15 protein-coding genes are annotated in these 18669 nt (G+C 70.2%); 5 read left to right on the forward strand and 10 right to left on the reverse strand.

From position 1 onward, the window contains the following. Positions 1 to 4: 4 nt before the first annotated feature. Entirely contained in the window at positions 5 to 2233 is a 2229-nt protein-coding gene (tatC, locus tag C470_RS09310; RefSeq protein ID WP_008366805.1) for a twin-arginine translocase subunit TatC, read from the reverse strand. A 181-nt stretch (positions 2234 to 2414) separates the two neighbouring features. Here tatC and C470_RS09315 point away from each other — a divergent pair, with 181 nt between their 5' ends. From C470_RS09315 to C470_RS16115, 5 genes are all read left to right on the forward strand, one after another. Continuing rightward, positions 2415 to 3587, forward strand: a complete 1173-nt coding sequence (locus tag C470_RS09315) for a twin-arginine translocase subunit TatC (RefSeq protein WP_004599326.1) — start codon at positions 2415 to 2417, stop codon at positions 3585 to 3587. 191 nt (positions 3588 to 3778) lie between these two features. Then, on the forward strand, positions 3779 to 6661 hold the full coding sequence (locus C470_RS09320; protein WP_049908679.1) for a bacterio-opsin activator domain-containing protein: 2883 nt from the start codon (positions 3779 to 3781) through the stop codon (positions 6659 to 6661). 113 nt (positions 6662 to 6774) lie between these two features. Continuing rightward, complete coding sequence (locus C470_RS15725; RefSeq protein ID WP_004599328.1) at positions 6775 to 6918, forward strand: rubrerythrin-like domain-containing protein; 144 nt, start codon at positions 6775 to 6777, stop codon at positions 6916 to 6918. Beyond that, the gene (gene gdhB, locus C470_RS09325; protein WP_008366810.1) at positions 6915 to 8222 is read left to right on the forward strand and encodes a glutamate dehydrogenase GdhB; all 1308 of its coding nucleotides are present in this window, start codon (positions 6915 to 6917) and stop codon (positions 8220 to 8222) included. Before C470_RS15725 ends, gdhB begins: the two co-directional genes overlap by 4 nt. A 144-nt stretch (positions 8223 to 8366) precedes the next feature. Beyond that, positions 8367 to 8522 (forward strand): hypothetical protein, encoded by a 156-nt coding sequence (locus C470_RS16115; RefSeq protein WP_004599330.1) that lies wholly within the window; start codon positions 8367 to 8369, stop codon positions 8520 to 8522. 44 nt (positions 8523 to 8566) lie between these two features. Here C470_RS16115 and argF read toward each other — a convergent pair whose 3' ends face one another. From argF to C470_RS09370, 9 genes are all read right to left on the reverse strand, one after another. After that, positions 8567 to 9466 (reverse strand): ornithine carbamoyltransferase, encoded by a 900-nt coding sequence (argF, locus tag C470_RS09330; RefSeq protein WP_008366812.1) that lies wholly within the window; start codon positions 9464 to 9466, stop codon positions 8567 to 8569. Between the two features lie 55 nt (positions 9467 to 9521). Beyond that, positions 9522 to 10685, reverse strand: coding sequence for a [LysW]-lysine hydrolase (locus C470_RS09335; RefSeq protein WP_008366814.1), 1164 nt, complete (start codon positions 10683 to 10685; stop codon positions 9522 to 9524). Next, entirely contained in the window at positions 10685 to 11812 is a 1128-nt protein-coding gene (locus C470_RS09340; protein ID WP_008366816.1) for an aspartate aminotransferase family protein, read from the reverse strand. The genes C470_RS09335 and C470_RS09340 overlap by 1 nt, the downstream gene beginning before the upstream one ends. Then, complete coding sequence (locus C470_RS09345) at positions 11809 to 12735, reverse strand: acetylglutamate/acetylaminoadipate kinase (protein ID WP_008366818.1); 927 nt, start codon at positions 12733 to 12735, stop codon at positions 11809 to 11811. Before C470_RS09345 ends, C470_RS09340 begins: the two co-directional genes overlap by 4 nt. Continuing rightward, entirely contained in the window at positions 12732 to 13781 is a 1050-nt protein-coding gene (gene argC / locus C470_RS09350) for an N-acetyl-gamma-glutamyl-phosphate reductase (RefSeq protein WP_008366820.1), read from the reverse strand. Before argC ends, C470_RS09345 begins: the two co-directional genes overlap by 4 nt. Next, on the reverse strand, positions 13778 to 14707 hold the full coding sequence (gene lysX / locus C470_RS09355) for a lysine biosynthesis protein LysX (RefSeq protein ID WP_008366821.1): 930 nt from the start codon (positions 14705 to 14707) through the stop codon (positions 13778 to 13780). Before lysX ends, argC begins: the two co-directional genes overlap by 4 nt. Positions 14708 to 14785: 78 nt before the next feature. Then, positions 14786 to 14974: a lysine biosynthesis protein LysW gene (lysW, locus tag C470_RS09360; protein WP_004599337.1), complete on the reverse strand. Its 189-nt coding sequence runs from the start codon at positions 14972 to 14974 to the stop codon at positions 14786 to 14788. Positions 14975 to 15223: 249 nt separating this feature from the next. Beyond that, positions 15224 to 16696, reverse strand: a complete 1473-nt coding sequence (argH, locus tag C470_RS09365) for an argininosuccinate lyase (protein ID WP_008366824.1) — start codon at positions 16694 to 16696, stop codon at positions 15224 to 15226. Beyond that, positions 16697 to 17938 carry an argininosuccinate synthase gene (locus C470_RS09370; protein ID WP_004599339.1) on the reverse strand — a complete coding sequence of 414 codons (1242 nt, stop codon included), beginning with the start codon at positions 17936 to 17938 and terminating at the stop codon, positions 16697 to 16699. It lies immediately after the preceding gene. Between the last annotated feature and the right edge of the window lie 731 nt (positions 17939 to 18669).

Genomic DNA, 18669 nt, shown 5'->3' on the forward strand with positions numbered 1-18669 from the left:
GGGCTCACTCCCCGACGAACTCCGCGGGCGGCGAGAGGTCGCGGCGCCCCCCGAAGGTGACGAGGAAGAGGACGCCAATCCCGACGCCGTACGCCAGCATCAGCGGAATCGTCGCGAGGAACATCGTGATCACGTCGGCGGGGGTGAACACGGCCGCGACGAGCAGGATCCCGATCGTCACCTCGCGCCAGCGTGCGCGGAACACGCGGTACGGGACGCCCGCGTTGTTCAGCAGCACCATCGCGATCGGGATGTCGGCGAGGAAGCCGATCCCGATCGTGGTGTAGATGACGAGCCAGAGGAAGTCGCTCACCTGGTAGGTGATCACCATGTCGGCGAGCCGGGCGTCGGTGACGAGCCAGCCGATGAGCCCCGGCGCGATGGTCGTGTAGCCGAGCGCGAAGCCGCCGATCATGCCGGCGCCGAGCGCGCCCGCCCACAGGTACACCTGGTAGAGCCGCCCGGCGACGAAGCCGCGCTCGCGCAGCGCGGGCCACGCGTAGTAGAGGGCCACCGGGAACGCGGCGAAGATCCCGAGCATCACCGAGAACTTCACCATGAAGATGAGCGCCTCGACCGGGTGGAGGGTGATGATGTTGATCCCGCCCTCGATCTCCGCGGGCACGCGCCGCTCGAGGTCGCCGCGGACGGTGCCGAGCCCGCCGAGGTACAGCCACGTGAACGCGGCCGCCATCACGGCGCCGAACACCGCGACGATCCGGAACGACCGCGTGCGCAGCGAGTCGAAGATGAACTTGAGGTCCGTGTAGTAGCCGCCGATGTCGTCCTCGGCCGCCTCCTCCTCGCCGTCCGTGAGCTCGGCGAGGAACGTCGAGCTCGCGCGCGAGGTCCGGTTCTGGACGGAGCCGACCAATCCGTCCCCGCCGGCGTCGCCGTCGCCGCCAGCGCTTCCGGCGTCGCTCGCGTCGCCGTCCGCGTCGCCCCCCTCGCCGTCGCTCCCCTCGTTCACCTCGTCGAAGCGGTCGAGGATCGCCTGCGCCTTCTCCGGGTCGTCGTCGTCGATCGCGGCCTGCGCCAGCGCGAGCGACTCCTCCTCCTCCATCTGGGCGAACGCGTCCGCGGGGGCCGCTCGGACGCCCGCGGCGTCGAGCTCGCCCACGTCGATGGCGGTCGGGTCGCCGTACTGGTAGCCCGCGCTCGCCGTGTCGAGGTCGGTGTACACCGCCCACAGCGTCGCGACCGCGGCGAACGCCAGCGCCCACAGCGCGGCGTAGATCCCGAGCGCGGTCGCGGGGTCGAGGCCGAGCCCCTCGCCCGGCGCGAGGAAGCGCCGGGTGCTCCCCGCGAGCCGCAGGAGGTCGTTGAACGCGGTCCGGCCGCCGTACTCGTAGAAGCCGTACACGACCGCGCCGCCGAGGACGGTCGCGCCCCCGACGACGTTCCAGTGGTTTCGGACCGCGCCGAGCACGTCGATCCGGTCTGAGCTCCGCTTCGCCGTGACGACGAGCTTCGCGAGGTAGAGGCTGAAGCCGTACAGCGCGACCAGCGGGAACGCCCACAGCAGCTGGGTGAACGGGTCCGGCGGGGAGAAGACGGCGCCGAACACGAAGATGGCGACGACCGCGTAGCGCCACTTGTCGCGGAACGTCTCGTACGGGACGATCTCGGCGTACGAGAGGCCGGTGATCACCATCGGCATCTGCCCGGCGAGCCCGAAGGAGAGCGAGAGGAAGACGATGAACTCGGTCCACATCACGATCCCGTAGGTCGGCTGGATGTCGGCCTCGAGGCCGAACTCCGCGAGGAAGCCGAACATCAGCGGGAAGAAGGCCAACACGCCGTAGGCGACGCCGGCGGAGAACAGGCCGGCGCCGAGCAGCCCGAGCAGCGCGAGCTTCCAGCGGGCGATCGGCGACTTCGGCCACATGCCGCGGGCGCGGAGCTCGTCGCGGGTGACGTAGATCAGCGGCGGGATCGCGACGATCGCGCCGACGATCAGCCCGATCTTCGCCTGGAGGAGGATCACCTCGAACGGGGTCGTCGCGATGATGTCCGCCTCCTCGGCGACGGCGGCGCTCATGTTCGACTCCGTCACCTCCCGGAGCCGGTCCCAGATGTACGTCCGGAGCGCCCAGAACGTCGCGAGGAAACCGATCAGGAAGACGACGAACACCTTCTGGAGGTCCTTCTGGATCGACCGAAGGAACGCCTTCGCCGTCTCTTGGCCCTCCGCGATCGACCGTTGGGTGTCCTCGTCGAGGGCGCTCGCCATACGGAGGGCGAAGGCCGTCGCCGTTATCAACCTTTTCGACCGCGGGCGCTCCCGCCGCCGACGCTCCCCGCCGATCCGGCCGACGACGCTCCCGGACACGCCGGCGAACGGGGCCGATCGACCCCGCGCGGCGCCGCTATCCGAAAAGGTTGATAACCGCCCGGTCGCGTAGGGCAACTGAATGGACGACTCGGACCGGTCGCGCGACGACGACTCGGCCGCCGCTGACGGGTCGACCGACGAGGCCGAACCCGGAAGCGACGGCGCCGTCGACGGGGGGTCCGAGGCCGACGAACCCGACGACTCGCCGGCGTCCGAGAGCGTCGAGTCCGAGGTGACCGCGGAGGTCGAACCCGAGGTGGGGTCGGCCGAGAGCGACGCGGACGAGTCCGCCGACGAGCGGCCGGAGACGCTCTCGGACCCGGACGAGGTGGTCGAGGCCGAGGACGCCGGTCGGTCGGACGCCCTCGACGACGAGAGCGAGAGCGACCAGGGGTCGGTCGACGACGCCGCGGGCGCGGGCACCGAGGCCGCCGGCGACGGCGGCGCCCCGGCGACGACCGCCGACGCCGCGGACCCCGCGACCGCCGGCGTGCCGGCGACCGAGGACGACGAGCCCTTCGACGGGATCGAGGGCCCCGAGACGGACGAGGAGATGCCGCTGGCGGCCCACATCGAGGAGATGATGCGCCGGCTGGCGGTCGTCTTCCTCATCGGCGGCCTCGCCACCCTCGTCGTCGTCACCGAGTCGACGGAGCTGATCAACTACTTCTGGAGCTACCACATCCCGGCGCCGATGGAGAACCGCCCGCGGCTGTACGGCCCGCTCGAACTCCCGCTCACCCGGCTGAAGGTGGCCGGTCTCGCGGGCGTCGTGGTCGGGCTCCCGGCGTTCGTCTACGAGACGTACCGGTTCATGCGGCCGGGGCTGTACCAGACCGAGCGGCGCTACTACCTCGCCGCGGTGCCGACGAGCCTCGTCTTAGGTGGCATCGGGATCGCGTTCGCGCACTTCCTCGTGTTGCCCGCGATCTTCTCGTACTTCACCACCTACACCGCCGACGCGGCGACGATCGCCTTCGGGCTCGCGGAGACGTTCAACCTGATCGTCATCATGCTCGCGTTCATGGCGATCGTGTTCCAGATCCCGCTTTTCATCATGCTCGCGATCATGATGAACCTCGTCACCCGGCAGTGGCTGGAGGCGAAGCGGCTGATCTTCTGGGGGTCGTTCCTCGGGATCGCGTTCCTCTTTAGCCCCGACCCGACCGGCATGGCGCCGATCATCGTGACGCTGACGATGATCGCCCTCTTCGAGGGGACGCTCGCCATCCTGCGCTGGACCGGGAACTAAACCGGCGTCGGGCTCCGGTGGCGTGTCTCGACCGCACGTCCCCGGAGGTTCGACACCAAACAGCTTTGGTAAGCGGTGGTTCGGTGTTATACACCCATGTGCGCGTGTCCCCGGACCGACGCCAGTGGCACAGCCGAGACGGAGCGCGACTCGCGGTCGAGAACCGCGTCGGCTCCTCCCTTCGGCGAACGATGACTCCAGAGACACGGGTCCTCGATTCGTCGACGGTCTTGCTCGTCGGGGCGAACGACTGGGTCGTCCAGCTCGCGGAGACGCTTGAGGGCCGGACCGACGCGACCGTGACGCGGGTCCGAACCAAGGCGGAGGCGCTCGACGCCGTCAGGGAACGATCCCCCGACTGCCTCGTCAGCGAGTACGCGCTGGAACGCGAGACCGGGATCGACCTCCTCAGAGCGGTCCGCGACGAGACCGCGACGCTCCCGGTCCTGTTGTGTACCGCGGCGGGGAGCGAGGCCGTCGCCAGCGAGGCGATCGGGGCGGGGGTCACCGATTACGTCGCGCTCACGGAACCGGACGCACGGATGACAGACGAGCTCGTCGATCGAACGGAACGGGCCGTCCGGTCCGCAAGGCCCTCGGTCACGCAACGGGAGCGTGCCAGACAGTTCGACGCGGTGTTCGACGACTCCCGGACCGCGACGTGGGTGCTCGACCCGGACGGATCACTCACCCGCGCGAACGAAACGGCGCGGGAGATGGTCGGCGTCGACGTCGAGGCGACGCTCGGCGAGCCGTTCTGGACGCTCCCGTGGTGGTCGCGGAGCGACGCCCCGAACGCGGACGTCCGACAGATCGTGACCGACGCGCTGGGCGGCGAATTCGTCAACGCCGTCGTCACGCAGCCCCCGGACGTCGACGACCAGCGCGTCGTCGACCTCTCCGCGCGCCCCGTCGAGAACGAGCGCGGAGCGCTCGTTTCGGTCGTCGTCGAAGGCGTCGATATCACCGAGCGCGTCGAGCTGGAGCGCGACCTCCGTCAGTCGGAGGAGCTCCATCGCGTCACGCTGAACAACATGACAGACACGGTCCTCATCACGGACGAAGACGGCGAGTACACCTACGTCTGTCCGAACGTCCACTTCATCTTCGGCTACACGGCCGACGAGATCCGCGAACAGGGGACGATCGACGACCTCCTGGGCGAGGACCTCTTCGATCGCGCCGAACTCGCGGCGGACGGCGTTCTCAAGAACATCGAAACCACCGCCACGGACAAGGCCGGCCGCGAGCACACGCTCTTGGTCAACGTCCGCGAAGTCTCGATTCAGGACGGGACGGTCCTCTTCAGCTGTCGGGACATCACGAAGCGCAAGCGGCGTGAGGAGGCGCTCACGACGCTCCACGAGACGGCTCGCGATTTCCTCTACGCGGAGACGCATCAAGAGGTCGCCCAGCGCGTCGTCGACGACACGCCGGGCGTGTTGAACCTGGACGCGAGCGCGGTGTACCTCTTCGACGCCGACACCAACGACCTCCGACCCGCGGCGTATTCCCCCGCGATGAAGGCGCTCAACGGGCCGCTCCCGGTCGTTCACGCCGACGGGGAAGCGATCCCGAGCTACAGCTTCGTCGAGGACGAAGCGCTGTTTTTCGACGACGTCCACGGAGCCGACCGCCTCGAAAACCGGGCGACGGACCTTCGGAGCGCGACCTACATTCCACTCGGCGACCACGGCGTGTTCGTCGCCGGCTCGGACCGGGTGGGCGCCTTCGACGACGTGACGCGGGACCTCGCCGATCTGCTCGCCGCGACCGCCGAGGCGGCCCTCGACCGAATTTCCCGGGAGTCTCGACTCCGCGAACAGGACCGCACGCTCCAGCGCCAAAACAAACAGCTCACCGCCCTGAACCGAATCAACGAGACGATCCGCGAGATCGATCAGGCGGTCGTCCAAGCCGAAACGCGAGAGGAGATCGACCACGCGGTCTGTGAGCTGTTGACCGGGGCCGACCGCTTCAGGTTCGCCTGGATAGGCACGGTCGACCCGGCGACCGACACCGTCGAACCGCGGGCCTGGGCGGGCACCGGGCGGGGGTACCTGGACAGCCAGTCGTTCGCGGTCGGCGTGGAACACGCGGAACCGGCCGGCCGAACCGCGGCCACCGGCGACGTGACGCTGGTGACGAACGTCGCCGCCGAGCTCCGAGACGCCCAGTGGCGCAAGGACGCGCTGGCCCGCGACTACCTCTCCGTGCTGAGTATTCCGCTCGTGTATAACGACCTCTCGCACGGCGTCCTGACGGTGTACGCGCCGGCCCGGGACGCGTTCGACGACACGACGAAGGCCGTCCTCGCAGAGCTCGGCGAAACGGTCGCCTCCGCCCTCAGCGCGATCGAGCGGAAGAACGCGCTGCTCACGACGTCGATGACGCGCGTCGAGTTCGACGTCGACGATCCGGGGTTCGTCCTCTCGCGGCTCGCGCGGGACGCGGGCTGTACCCTTTCGTATCAGGGGGGCGTCCGACAGTCCACCGAGGGGAGCTACGTGTTCGTCACCGTCGAGGACACCGCCTTAGAGGCCGTTATCGAGGCCGCCTCGCAGCTCGTCGCGATCGACGACGTGCGGACGATCAGCGCCGGGGAGGACGGCGGGGTCTTGCGACTCAGGCTCACGCAGCCGTTCCTCGCCTTGGACCTGGCCGATCACGGCGCCGTGTTTCGCGAGGCGACGGCCGATCCGACTACGACGACGCTCGTGATCGACATCCCGGACAGCATCGAGGTCCGGACGATCACGCGGCTCGTCCGGGAGACCTTCTCCACCGTCGAACTCAGCGCCAAACGAACGCTCGACCAGACCGCCACGCACGACCCCTACTCGAAGTTCCTCGACAAGCTGACCGAGCGGCAACTCGAGGTGATCCAGACCGCGTACTACAGCGGGTACTTCGAGTCTCCACGCGAGAACACCGGCGAAGACGTCGCGGCGACGTTAGGGATCTCTCCGCCCGCCTTCTACGCGCACGCCCGGACCGTCCAGCGCAAACTGTTCGCGACGCTCTTCGAGGAGAACAACCTCCCGATCGCCGCGTCCGCGGAAACGGTTGAATAACGAACCACCCGTTCTTGAGATGGTTTGATAGTAAACCTGTACACATACCCTTATACACTTATTATGTCTGCCCAGAGTGTCCCGCGCCGTCTGCTGGCACTCGTGAACTCACGATGAAAGACCTCGAACCCGAAACGGACGACGAAACCACGTACGAGTGCTTCGAGTGCGGAAACATCCTCATCAGCGAGCGCAAGCCCGGGCAGTGTCCGGACTGCGGCGGACCGATGCGAAACCGGCAGATGCCGCTCGAATGACGATGGCCTCCAAATCGGACAACGCCGGCGACGAGTCGGCCCGAGAGGCGGACGAACCGGTCGAGCCGACGTCCGCGGTCGAAACGGCCCGTCGCCAGCTGTCCCACGCCGCCGACCACCTCGACATCGACCCGAACGTCGTCGAACGCCTCAAACACCCGAAGAAGGTCCACGAGGTGACGATCCCCGTCGAGCGAGACGACGGGACCGTCGAGGTGTTCACGGGGTATCGCGCCCAACACGACAGCGTCAGAGGCCCGTACAAGGGCGGGCTCCGGTACCACCCGCACGTAACCAGAGACGAGTGCGTCGGGCTCGGTATGTGGATGACCTGGAAGTGCGCGGTCATGGACCTACCGTTCGGCGGCGCCAAAGGCGGCGTCGCCGTCGATCCGAAGGACCTGAGCACGGACGAGAAAGAGCGGCTCACTCGTCGGTTCGCACAGGAGCTCCGGGACGCCATCGGTCCCAACCGAGACATACCAGCCCCCGACATGGGAACCGACCCGCAGACCATGGCGTGGTTGATGGACGCGTACTCGATGCAGGAGGGCGAAACGATACCCGGTGTCGTCACCGGGAAACCGCCGGTCGTCGGCGGCAGTGAGGGTCGCGAGGAGGCCCCGGGTCGCAGCGTCGCGATCATCACGCAGTTGGTCTGTGAGTACTACGACCGTCCGCTCGCGGAGACGACGGTCGCGGTCCAGGGGTACGGGAGCGTCGGGGCGAACGCCGCGCGGCTGCTCGACGACTGGGGAGCGACCGTCGTCGCGATCAGCGACGTGAACGGGGCGATGTACGACCCGGCGGGGATCGACACGGCGTCCGTCCCGTCGCACGACGAGGAGCCGGAGGCCGTCACCACGTACGCGGACACCGTGATCACGAACGACGAGCTGCTCACGCTCGACGTCGACGTCCTCGTTCCGGCGGCGCTGGGGAACGTGATCACCGAAGCCAACGCCGACGCGATCGCCGCGGACCTCGTCATCGAGGGCGCGAACGGGCCGACGACCGCGGCGGCCGACTCGATCCTCGCGGCGCGGGACGTCGCGGTGATCCCGGACATCCTCGCCAACGCCGGCGGCGTCACGGTGAGCTACTTCGAGTGGCTCCAAGACATCAACCGTCGGTCCTGGTCGCTCGAACGCGTGAACGACGAGCTCGAAACGGAGATGCGGGCCGCCTGGCGGGCCGTCAGAACGGAGTTCGAAGCGCGCGACGTCACGTGGCGCGACGCGGCGTACATCGTGGCGCTCACGCGGATCGCCGAGGCCCACGAGTCCAGGGGACTCTGGCCGTAGCGGATCGGGCTCCTCCCCGCCCGCACGGCACCGCCGGCGGACGTTCCCCCGCGGTTTAGCGTCGCAGCGCGGCGCTCAAGAGGCCGACGCCGCGTCGCCGCGCCGCCGATACGCATTTGTCCGCTGCGGAGCGATCGGGCCCGTATGGTCCTCGGTCTCGTCGTTCCGGCCGCCGTCTCGTTCGTGTTCGCCGCGATCGCGGCGTACGTGGGTGCCCTCCGCGCGCTGGAGGTCTACTTCGACCCGAACCAGGACAGCGTCTTCCTCATGGACGACCGCGACCCGCCGCGGCGGCAGTGACGCCGCGGCGGCCGCGTCGCGGCCGGTGACTCGTCCTCGCCCTCTCACTCCCCGCCGAGCAGTTCGACGAGCAGCGCGTTCTGCGCGTGCATCCGGTTCTCCGCCTGGTCCCAGACGAGGGCGCGGTCGGACTCCAACACGTCGTCCGTGATCTCCTCGCCGCGGTGTGCGGGCAGGCAGTGCATCACCTTCGCGTCGGTGCCGGCCAGCAGGTCGGCGTCCACTTGGAACCCGTCGAAGGCGGCGAGCTTCTCGCCGCGTACGTCCTCCTGCCCCATCGAGATCCACACGTCGGTGTACACCACGTCGGCGCCCTCGACGACCGCCTCGGGGTCCGTCGTCGGCGCCACGTCCAGCCCGAACTCCGCGGCGCGGTCGAAGACGGATCGGTTCATTCCGTACTCCGCGGGCGTGGCCACCTCCACGTCGATGCCGGCCATCGCGGCGCCGACGACGAACGACTGCCCGACGTTGTTGCCGTCGCCGACCCACGCGACGGTGGCGTCCTCGCCGACCGTCTCCCGGATCGTGAGCAGGTCCGCGAGCGTCTGGCAGGGGTGCGCCTCGTCGGTGAGCCCGTTGATCACGGGGCAGTCGGCGTACTCGGCGAGGACCTCGACGTCCGCGTGGTCGAAGAGGCGTGCCATCACGCCGTCGACGTACCGCCCGAGCACGCGCGCCGTGTCCCGCAGGGGTTCCCCGTGGCCCAGCTGGATGTCGTCGGGCCCGAGGAACATCGCGTGGCCGCCGAGTCGGGTCATCCCCGTCTCGAAGGAGACGCGGGTGCGCGTCGAGGGCTTCTCGAAGATCATCCCGAGCGTCGCGTCCGCCAGTCGGGGGTCCGTCTCGCCCGCCTTCATCGCGGCGGCGCGGTCGAGCAGGGCGTCCAGTTCGGCGGGCGTCACGTCGTCGATGTCGAGGAAGTCGTCGGTGGCGAGTGGCATCGTTGGGTTGGGTGTGGTGTCGTTCGAAAACGGTGTGCGTCGGGTTCGCGGACGGTCAGCGTCGCTTCCGGCAGACCTCGGTCAGCACGTCCACGGCGCGGTCGAGGTCAGGGAGCGGGAGCCGCTCGTCGGGCGCGTGGTCGAGGTCGGAGTTCCCGGGGCCGTAGGTGACCATCGGGCAGTCCCACGCGGCCGCGAAGAGGTTCATGTCGCTCGTGCCGGTCTTCCGGAGCAGGCGCACGTCGCCGCCGGCGCCCCGTATCGCGACGCGGAACGCCCGCGCGAGGTCGGTCCGCGGGCTCTCCATCACGGGCGGCATCGGCTCGCCCCAGTGGACCGAGCCCGTCGACAGCTCCGCCTCCGCCAGCTCGTGGATCTCGTCGACCGGGCGCGAGGGCGGGATCCGGAGCTGGACGTCCATCGTCGCCTCCACGGCGAGGCCGTCGTCGCTCAGGCCGCCGTCGACCGAGATGGGCTTGGTCGTCACCTGGTCGAACACGGCGGTCTCCGCGTCGTCCGGCGTGAACGCCGCCTCGACGCCGTGCCACCAGTCGATCGCGTGCTGGATCGCGTTCGGCTCCGGCCGCGAGGAGTGGCCCGACTCGCTCGTGTTGACGTACGTCCCCTCCAGCAGGCCGCGGTAGCCGAGGGTGATCCCCCGCCAGCCCGAGGGCTCGCCGTTGATCACCGCGTCGGGCGCGTCGCGGTCCTCGATGAGGGCGCGCGCGCCGCCGGAGTCGACCTCCTCGCGGACGACGCCCGCGAAGGAGACGCCGGTCTTCACCGCCGCGACCGCCATCGCGACGAGCGGCCCGGTCGCGTCGACCGCCCCGCGGCCCCACAGCACGGGGTCGCCGGGCTCGCCGACGCGGACGTCCGAGGGCTCTGGCAGCTCGCCCTCCGGCGGCGCCGGCCGCACCTCGACGGGGATGTCCCCGGGGACGGTGTCGACGTGGGAGGTGAGGAGGACGGCGTCGTCCGCCGGCGCGCGGACGTTCCCGACCTCGTCGATCCACGCCTCGCGGCCGTTCGCCTCGAAGAAGTCGACGAGGCGCTCCGCGGCCCGCTCCTCCTCGCCCGACGGCGAGGGGATGGAGACCATGTCGTACAGCAGCTTCCGAGCGGGCGTGTCGCAGGCCGCGGGGTAGCCGCCGCCGGCGACGACGTCGGTGCCGCCCTCGGAGTCGGCTTCGGCCTCCCGCTCCGTGCCGGCCGCCATCAGCCGATCACCTCGGCTATCGCGTCGACGACGGCGTCGGCGTGTTCGCGCTCGATCGTCAGCGGCGGTAGCAGCCGCAGCACGGTCCGCCCCGCGGGGAGCGCGAGGATCTGGTGGTCGATGGCGAGGTCGCGCAGGAGGCGGTTCGAGCCGCGGCGGACCTCGATCCCGACCATCAGCCCGTCGCCGCGCACGTCGCGGACGTCGTCGCCGAGGCGGTCGCGGAGCTCGCCGCGGAGGTAGCTCCCTATCTCGTCGGCGTGTGCCGCCAGCTCCTCGCGCTCGATCACGTCGAGGGTGGCGCCCGCGGCCGCGGAGACGACCGGGCCGCCGGAGAACGTCGAGCCGTGGTCGCCGCTGTCCTCGGCGATCCAGTCGCGGCACAGCGTCGCGCCGATCGGGAGCCCGCTGCCGAGCCCCTTCGCGGTCGTGAGGATGTCCGGGACCACGTCGTGGCGGTCGGCCGCCCACATCGAGCCCGTCCGGCCGAGGCCGGTCTGGATCTCGTCGAGGATCATCGCGGCCCCGCTCGTCGCGGTCGCGACGCGGACGGCCTGGAGGTACTCCGTCGAGACCGGGTTGATCCCGCCCTCGCCCTGGAGCGGCTCTAAGATCACCGCGGCGGTGTCCTCGTCGACCGCCTCGCGCATCGCGTCGGCGTCGCCGTACTCGACGAACTCGACGCCGCCGGCGAGGGGGCCGAACCCCTCCTTGTACTTCTCCTTCCACGTGGTCGCGAGCGTTCCCATGGTCCGGCCGTGGAACCCCTGCGTGGTGGCGACGATCTTCTGCCGCCCCGTCGCGTGCCGGGCGAACTTCAGCGCGGCCTCGTTCGCCTCGGTGCCGGAGTTACAGAGCCAGACGTTGTCGACGTCGACCGGGGCGACCTCGGCGAGCCGCTCGTACAGCGCCGTCCGCGCCGCGTGCGGGTACGACGCCTGGACGTACATGAGATCCTCCAGCTGACTCGTCGCGGCGTCGACGACCTCGGGGTGACAGTGCCCGACGGGCGTACAGGCGTAGCTGGCGCCGAAATCGAGGTACTCGGTGCCGTCGGTCGCGGTGAGGTACACGCCGTCGCCCGACGCCATCTCGATCGGCTTCTCCGAGAAGACGAAGCCGCTCACGCGTCGATCCCCTCCGTTTCGTCCGTGTCGCCGGTCTCGTCACCGGCGTCGTCGTCAGCCAGCGCGGACCGTTCGATCGTCGTCCCCTCGCCGCCGAGCGCGGCGACGACCGGGTCGCGGACGTTGGCGTCCGCGATCACGACGCGGCCGGACCCGCCTTCGAGCGCCTCCGTCGCGGCCATCACCTTCTTGCCCATGAACCCCTCGGCGGCGTCCTCGACGGCCGCCAGCTCGTCGGGCGTCGCGGCCGCATCGATGCGCGTCTCGGGGTCGTCCGGGTCGGCGTACACGCCGGACACGTCCGTCAGCAGGACGAGGTCGGCACCGAGCGCGCCCGCGACGGCCGCGGCCGCGCGGTCGGCGTCCGCGTTGACGGGAGTGACCTCCCCGTCCCCCTCGTCGCCCGCCATCGGCGGCGAGACGACCGGGGTGTAGCCGTCGTCGAGGAGCCCGGCGAGGAGGTCGGCGTTCACCGACTCGATCTTCCCCGAGTGGTCGCCGCGCCGGATCTTCTTCTTCCCGTCCTCGACGACGCGGACCGCCGACTTGCGCGGGCCGGAGAGGAGCCCGCCGTCGACGCCGCTCAGCCCGACCGCGTCGACCCCGGCCGACCGGAACTGTGCCGTCAGCTCGGTGTTGAGCTTGCCCGCCATCGCCATCGCGAACGCCTCCATCGTCTCCGCGTCGGTGAAGCGGCCGGTGACGCCGGAGGCGGACTCGACGTACTCCGGCTCGATGCCGAGCCGTTCGAGCGTCTCGTCGACGACCGTCGAGCCGCCGTGGACGACGACGACCGCGCGCCCGTTGGCCGCGAGGTGCGCGACGTCGCCGACCGCGCCGGCCGGGTCGACCGCCTTCGCCCCGCCGACCTTGACGACGACCGGGGGCTCTGCCCCCGACGCCGCCTCGCTCTCGCCCGTCATGGCGACCCCACCGGGTGGAGCCCGTCGAACTCGAGGCCGGCGGTCTCCGGCAGCCCCAAGGCGACGTTCGCCGCGTGGACGGCCTGCCCCGCCGAGCCCTTGGTCATGTTGTCGATCGCCGAGAAGACGACGACGCGCCGGTTCCCGGGGTCGAGCTCGAAGCCGACCTCGCCGTGGTTGGTGCCGGCGACCGACTTCGGCTCGGGGTAGCGGTAGACGCCGCCCCCGCCGGAGACGATCCGCATGAACGGCTCGTCGGCGTAGGCGTCGCGGTACGCGCCCCACAGGTCCCCCTTCGAGACCGGCTCGTCGGGGAAGACGTGGCAGGTCGCGCTCGCGCCGCGCACCATGTCGACCGCGTGGACGGTGAACGAGACGGAGAGGCCGAGGTACGCCTCGATCTCTGCCTCGTGGCGGTGGCCGGTGGGCGCGTACGGACGCACGACGCCCGAGCGCTCCGGGTGCGAGGAGGCCGCGCCGCCGCCGGCACCGCCCTCCGAGGAGCCGACCTTCACGTCGACGACGACCTCCCCGGCGTCCGGACCGAGCGCGCCCGCGTCGACCAGCGGCTTGAGGCCGAGGATCGTCGCGGTCGCGTTGCAGCCGCCGCCGGCGATCAGGTCCGCGCCGGGGAGGTTCTCGCGGTTCAGCTCCGGGAGCGCGTACTCGGCGCGTTCGAGGTACTCCGGCGACTCGTGGCCGTCGTACCACTCGTCGTAGGCGTCGGCCTCGGGGAGCCGGAAGTCCGCCGAGAGGTCGACGACGGTGTCCGCGGCCTCGAAGAACTCGTCTATCCGCCCCATCGAGACGCCGTGCGGCGTCGCCGCGAACAGCACGTCGACCGACTCCAGGTCGTCGGGGTCGGAGAAGCGCAGGTCCAGCCCGCGCAGGTTCGGGTGCGAGCGCCCGACGGTCATGTTGTCGGCCGACCGCGAGGTGGCCTGAACGACCTCGAAGCCCGGGTGGCCGGCGAGGATCCGCAGCAGCTCGCCGCCGGTGAAGCCGGTGCCGCCGACGACGCTCGCGGTGTAGGTGTCGGCGGTCATGCGTTCGCCTCCTCGGTTTCGTTTTCGTCGCCGCCGTCGGCCAGCGCCGCGGCCTTCGCCTCCAGCCAGTCGACGACCCGCGCGGGGACGTCGACGTCGGTGGCCGCGTCGAGCGCCTTGAACTCGACGGTGTGGTTCACCTCGTGGACGGTGTAGTCGTCCGCGGCGCCCCCGGCGGCGTCCGCGTCCGCGCCGACGCCCACTTCCATCAGGTCGACGCCGAGCATGCCGCCGCCGACGGCGTCCGAGGCCTTCTCGACCAGTTCGGTCGCCCGCTCGTCGAGGTCGAACGACTCCGTCTCGCCGCCCTTCGCGGCGTTCGTGAGCCAGTGGTCCGACGAGCGCGTCATCGCCGCGACCGGCTCGCCGTCGACCGCCAGGACGCGGACGTCGCGGCCGGGCTTGTCGACGAACTCCTGGACGTAGAACACCTTGTGCTCGTAGTGGCCGAGCGTCTCCTTGTGTTCCAAGATCGCCTCGGCGGCGTTTCGCGAGTCGATCTTCGCCATCAGACGCCCCCACGAGCCGGTGACCGGCTTGAGGACGCACGGGTAGCCGAACGACTCGATCGCCTCCAGGGCGGCGTCCGTCGTGAACGCGACCTCCGTCGCCGGGGTGGGGATGTCCGCCTCGGCGAGCGCGAGCGAGTTCTTCGCCTTGTCGGCGCAGACGTCGCCCGTCTCCGGGGCGTTCACCACCGGGACGCCGTAGCTGTCGAGAAAGCGCGTCGCGTACAGCGACCGGCTCGTGGAGAGGCAGCGGTCGACGACGATGTCGAGGTCGTCGACCGCCGCCGTCGTGGACTCCAGCCCGAACCGCTCCTTGCGCACGTCGATCTTCTCGACCTCGTGGCCGCGCTCGCGGAGCTCGTTGAGCAGGAGCTTCTCGTCCTTCCGGATCCGCGAGTAGAGGATCCCTACGCGCACGTCGGCTCCCCTCCGTTCGCGTCGGCGCTCACGCGCATGTCGACCACTCGCGTGTCGCGGCCGTGGCGGTCGTCGCCATTACTCGCCCCAGTCCTCCTCGAGCTCGGGCGCCTCCTCCAGGACGACCGGGTCGAGCGAGATGACCTCCAGCTCGGTCCCGGTGACCGGACTGTCGATGATCTCGCCGACCTCGACGTCGGCCGGGATCTCGATTTCCTCGCCCGTGATCGGGTCCTCCGCGGTCAGCGTGTCGGTGTCGCTCGTCATCGTGGCAGAGACTCGTCCTCGAACGGGCATAAAGGCTTCGAACTTATTGGATAGTTTACATAAGATATATCGGTCGCTAATGGTGGCAGTTCGACGAAATAGCGCCGTATCGAGATCGAATGTCAGATCTCGGTAGTAAATATGTCCCCCTACGGGGACGGTCGTCGTCGTCGATCGGGTCGGCGCCGATCGGGGCGACGGCGGTTCGCCCGGCGCCGCCCGAGCTGACGACCGCCGCGCGGTCGCGGCTCAGACATGGCGTTCGACCTCCGCGTCCAGCGCCTCGCTCGCGGCGGCGAGCGCGTCGCGCTCGGCCGCCAGCGCGGCGTCGTCCGCTTCGATTCCGTCCTCGGCGGCGGCGAGCTCGTCGGCGACCGCCTCGGGGGCCGGCCCGCCGGGGGAGTCGCGGCTCGCGACGCTCTCGGCCGGGTCGAGCGCCGACGCCACGTCCTCGCGGCTCACGTACGCGGAGAGGGGCTCGCCGGTGACCTTTCGAGCGGCCTCGTCAACTTTTGCGGCCGCCGCGTCCGGCGAGTCGCCGTCCTCGACCGCCTCCGCGGCCGCCGCGACGATCTCGTGGGCGGTCCGGAAGGGCATCCCGCCCATCGCGAGCAGGTCGGCGACGCCCGTCGCCGTCGAGAACCCCTCGCCCGCGGCGGCCGCGAGCGCGGCCTCGTCCCAGTCGGCGGTCGCGACCGCGCCCGCGGCGACCGCGGTCGCCTCCCGCACGTCGCCCGCGATCTCGAAGACGCTCGCGTGGGCGCGCTGGAGGTCGCGGTTGTACGCCCGCGGCAGTCCCTTCAGCAGGCTCAGCGCGCCGGTCGCCTCGCCGATCGCGTCGCCCGCGACGCCGCGGGTCAGCTCCAGCGTGTCGGGGTTCTTCTTCTGGGGCATGATCGAGGAGGTCGACGAGTAGGCGTCGGCGAGCTCGACGACGCCCTTGTTCGAGAAGACGATCAGGTCCTCCGCGAGCCCCGACAGCGTCGTCGCGAGCGTCGCGAGCGCGCTCGCCGACTCAGCGAGGAAGTCGCGCGCGGAGGCGGCGTCCATCGAGTTGCGGACCGTCCCGTCGAAGCCGAGCAGCTCGGCGGTGCGGTCGCGGTCGACGTCGAACGGCGTCCCCGCGAACGCGGCGGCGCCGAGCGGCGACCGGTTCGCACGGTCGTAGGCGTCGAGCAGGCGCTCCGTGTCGCGCGCGAGGCCGCCCTCGTACGACAGCAGGTAGTGCGCGACCGTCGTCGGCTGGGCCGGCTGGAGGTGGGTGTAGCCCGGCATCACCGTCTCCGCGTGCTCGCTGGCGACGTCGACGAGCGCCTCCCGGGCGGCGACGGTCGCCTCGACCGCGTCGAGCAGGTCCTCGCGCAGGCGGTACCGGACGCAGGTCGCCACCTCGTCGTTGCGCGAGCGGGCGGTGTGCATCCGGCCGCCGTCGGGCCCGATCCGGTCGATGACGGCCGTCTCTATCGCCTCGTGGACGTCTTCGCCGTCGGGGAGCGCGCCGTGGCCGGCGGCCTCGACGTCGGCGAGCGCCCCGAGGATCTCGCCCGCGACCGCCTCGTCGACGATCCCCTGCTCCGCGAGCATCACCGTGTGCGCGCGGTCGACCGCGAGGTCGGCCTCGAAGATGGCGGCGTCGGCCGCGAGGCTCGATAAGAACTCGCGGGCGGGGCCGCCGCTGAAGCGGTCGCGGCGGACGGCCGTGCCGGGGTCGTCGTCGGTCATTTACTCGTGGTCGGCGTCGGTCTCGGCCGTTTCACCGGAGCCGTCAGTGGCCAGTTCGGGCTTCGAGACGCTCGCCTTCACGTCGTTGGCGAGGCGCTCCTGGAGCCCGTGGTACTTCGCGACGCCCGTCGCGTCCGACTGGGCGATGCCGGCGACGTCCTCGGTGTTGAACGAGGCCATCTCCTCGGAGTAGACGGCGTACTCGGAGTCGCGCGCGACGACCCGGCAGTCGCCGCCGGACACCTTCACCGTCGCCGTGCCGGTCACCACGTCCTGCGTCTCGTCGACGAAGGCGTCGAGCGCGTCGACGACGGGCGCGAACACGAGCCCCTCGTACGCCTTCTCCGACCACTCCTGCTCGATCCCCTTCTTGAACGAGCGCTCGTTCTTCGTTAAGACGAGGTCTTCGAGCGCCTGGTGAGCGGTCAGCAGCACGGTCGCGGCCGGGTGCTCGTAGTTCTCGCGCACCTTCAGCCCGAGCATGCGATCCTCCATCACGTCGGTGCGGCCGACGCCGTAGCCGCCCGCGTACTCGTTGAGGTGCTGGATGAGGGGGACCGGATCCATTTCTTCGCCGTCGACGGCGACCGGGACGCCCTCCTCGAAGGCGATCTCGATGGTGGTCTCGCCCTCGGGCTCGGCGGTCCACTCGTAGATGTCCGCCGGCGGCTCGTAGTCCGGGTTCTCCAGCTTGCCGCCCTCGACCGCGCGCGACCAGATGTTCTCGTCGATGGACCAGACGCCGCCGTCGCCGGCCTCGACGGGCAGGTCCTTCTCGGCGGCGTAGTCGATCTCCCACTCGCGGGTGAGGCCGAGCTCGCGCACGGGGGCGATCACTTCGAGGTCGGAGCCGCGCCAGACGGCCTCGAACCGGAGCTGGTCGTTGCCCTTGCCCGTGCAGCCGTGGGCGATGGCGTCACAGCCCTGCTCCTCGGCGACGCCCAGAATGGCCTCCGCGATGACCGGGCGCGCGAGGGCGGTGCCGAGCGGGTAGCCCTGGTAGTCGGCGTTCGCCTTCACCGCGTCGAAACAGAGGTCCGCGAACTCGTCTTTCGCGTCGACGACGTGGATGTCGAGCCCCAGCGCCTCGGCGGTCTCCTCGGCCTCGTCGAACTCCTCGGTCGGCTGGCCGACGTCGACGTTGACGCCGATGACCTCGTCGTAGCCGTACTCCTCTTTCAGTAGCGGTACGCAGACCGTGGTGTCGAGTCCCCCGCTGAACGCGAGTGCAACGCTCGTCATTACCAGTGTACACCCGTCCTACACCCTTAAATTCAGCGTTTTCAATATTGTAAGAAAAGGGCGGAGCGGCCGCTCGCGGAACGCGGAGTCGAGACTCTTCGGAACGGAACGGCGCGAACGCGACGAGGGATGAAAGTTATCGGCCCGAGGGGCCTCGTCGTCGCGCCGCGCCGGAAGCCGGTCGCGGCGGTCGGACGTCTCGTCGCGGTCGCAGGGCTCGTCGGCCTCGGACGAGGTCGCGGCGAGCCGCTGCGGTCATCACCTGTACGTACCCGATCTCCGCTATAAAACTGTTCCGCTATACGTGACCGGCAGCGGATCGGCGGCGAACGGATTCAAATCCCCTGTCGCTTGCTTATAAATAGCTGATAGCGGATCGGCGGCGAACACCTCCAAAGCCCCAGCCGTGAGGGCGCCGTACGCTCGCTGCGCGCTTCAGTCGCTCGCGTTGCTCGCTCCTTCCAGTGCTTGCGTCGCCTACGGCGCCCTCACGGCTGCCCCTTTGAGTCCCGCCCCGCACAGCACCGCACAGCGCCTCACACCTCCCCAGCCTCGCGGTTCGCTCGGGCTCCCTTCGGTCCCCCGTCGCTCACCGCGTCCCTCGCGCGCGCTGGCTCGCGGCCTGTCGGCCGCTCGCAGGCACGCGCCACCGCTCCGCTCTTTATAAGCAATCACTGTTACGGCTCTCGTATTTAAAAACTCCCGCGACGAAAGTAGTCTCGAATGCCGGA

This window comes from Halorubrum distributum JCM 13561 (assembly GCF_000337395.1).
Lineage (GTDB): Archaea > Halobacteriota > Halobacteria > Halobacteriales > Haloferacaceae > Halorubrum > Halorubrum distributum.

Excerpts from the sequence above, each read along its gene's own strand:
- tatC (WP_008366805.1), bottom strand. The coding sequence starts at position 2,233 with ATGGCGAGCGCCCTCGACGAGGACACCCAACGGTCGATCGCGGAGGGC.
- C470_RS09315 (WP_004599326.1), top strand. The coding sequence starts at position 2,415 with ATGGACGACTCGGACCGGTCGCGCGACGACGACTCGGCCGCCGCTGAC.
- C470_RS09320 (WP_049908679.1), top strand. The coding sequence starts at position 3,779 with ATGACTCCAGAGACACGGGTCCTCGATTCGTCGACGGTCTTGCTCGTC.
- C470_RS15725 (WP_004599328.1), top strand. The coding sequence starts at position 6,775 with ATGAAAGACCTCGAACCCGAAACGGACGACGAAACCACGTACGAGTGC.
- gdhB (WP_008366810.1), top strand. The coding sequence starts at position 6,915 with ATGACGATGGCCTCCAAATCGGACAACGCCGGCGACGAGTCGGCCCGA.
- C470_RS16115 (WP_004599330.1), top strand. The coding sequence starts at position 8,367 with ATGGTCCTCGGTCTCGTCGTTCCGGCCGCCGTCTCGTTCGTGTTCGCC.
- argF (WP_008366812.1), bottom strand. The coding sequence starts at position 9,466 with ATGCCACTCGCCACCGACGACTTCCTCGACATCGACGACGTGACGCCC.
- C470_RS09335 (WP_008366814.1), bottom strand. The coding sequence starts at position 10,685 with ATGGCGGCCGGCACGGAGCGGGAGGCCGAAGCCGACTCCGAGGGCGGC.
- C470_RS09345 (WP_008366818.1), bottom strand. The coding sequence starts at position 12,735 with ATGACGGGCGAGAGCGAGGCGGCGTCGGGGGCAGAGCCCCCGGTCGTC.
- argC (WP_008366820.1), bottom strand. The coding sequence starts at position 13,781 with ATGACCGCCGACACCTACACCGCGAGCGTCGTCGGCGGCACCGGCTTC.
- lysW (WP_004599337.1), bottom strand. The coding sequence starts at position 14,974 with ATGACGAGCGACACCGACACGCTGACCGCGGAGGACCCGATCACGGGC.
- argH (WP_008366824.1), bottom strand. The coding sequence starts at position 16,696 with ATGACCGACGACGACCCCGGCACGGCCGTCCGCCGCGACCGCTTCAGC.
- C470_RS09370 (WP_004599339.1), bottom strand. The coding sequence starts at position 17,938 with ATGACGAGCGTTGCACTCGCGTTCAGCGGGGGACTCGACACCACGGTC.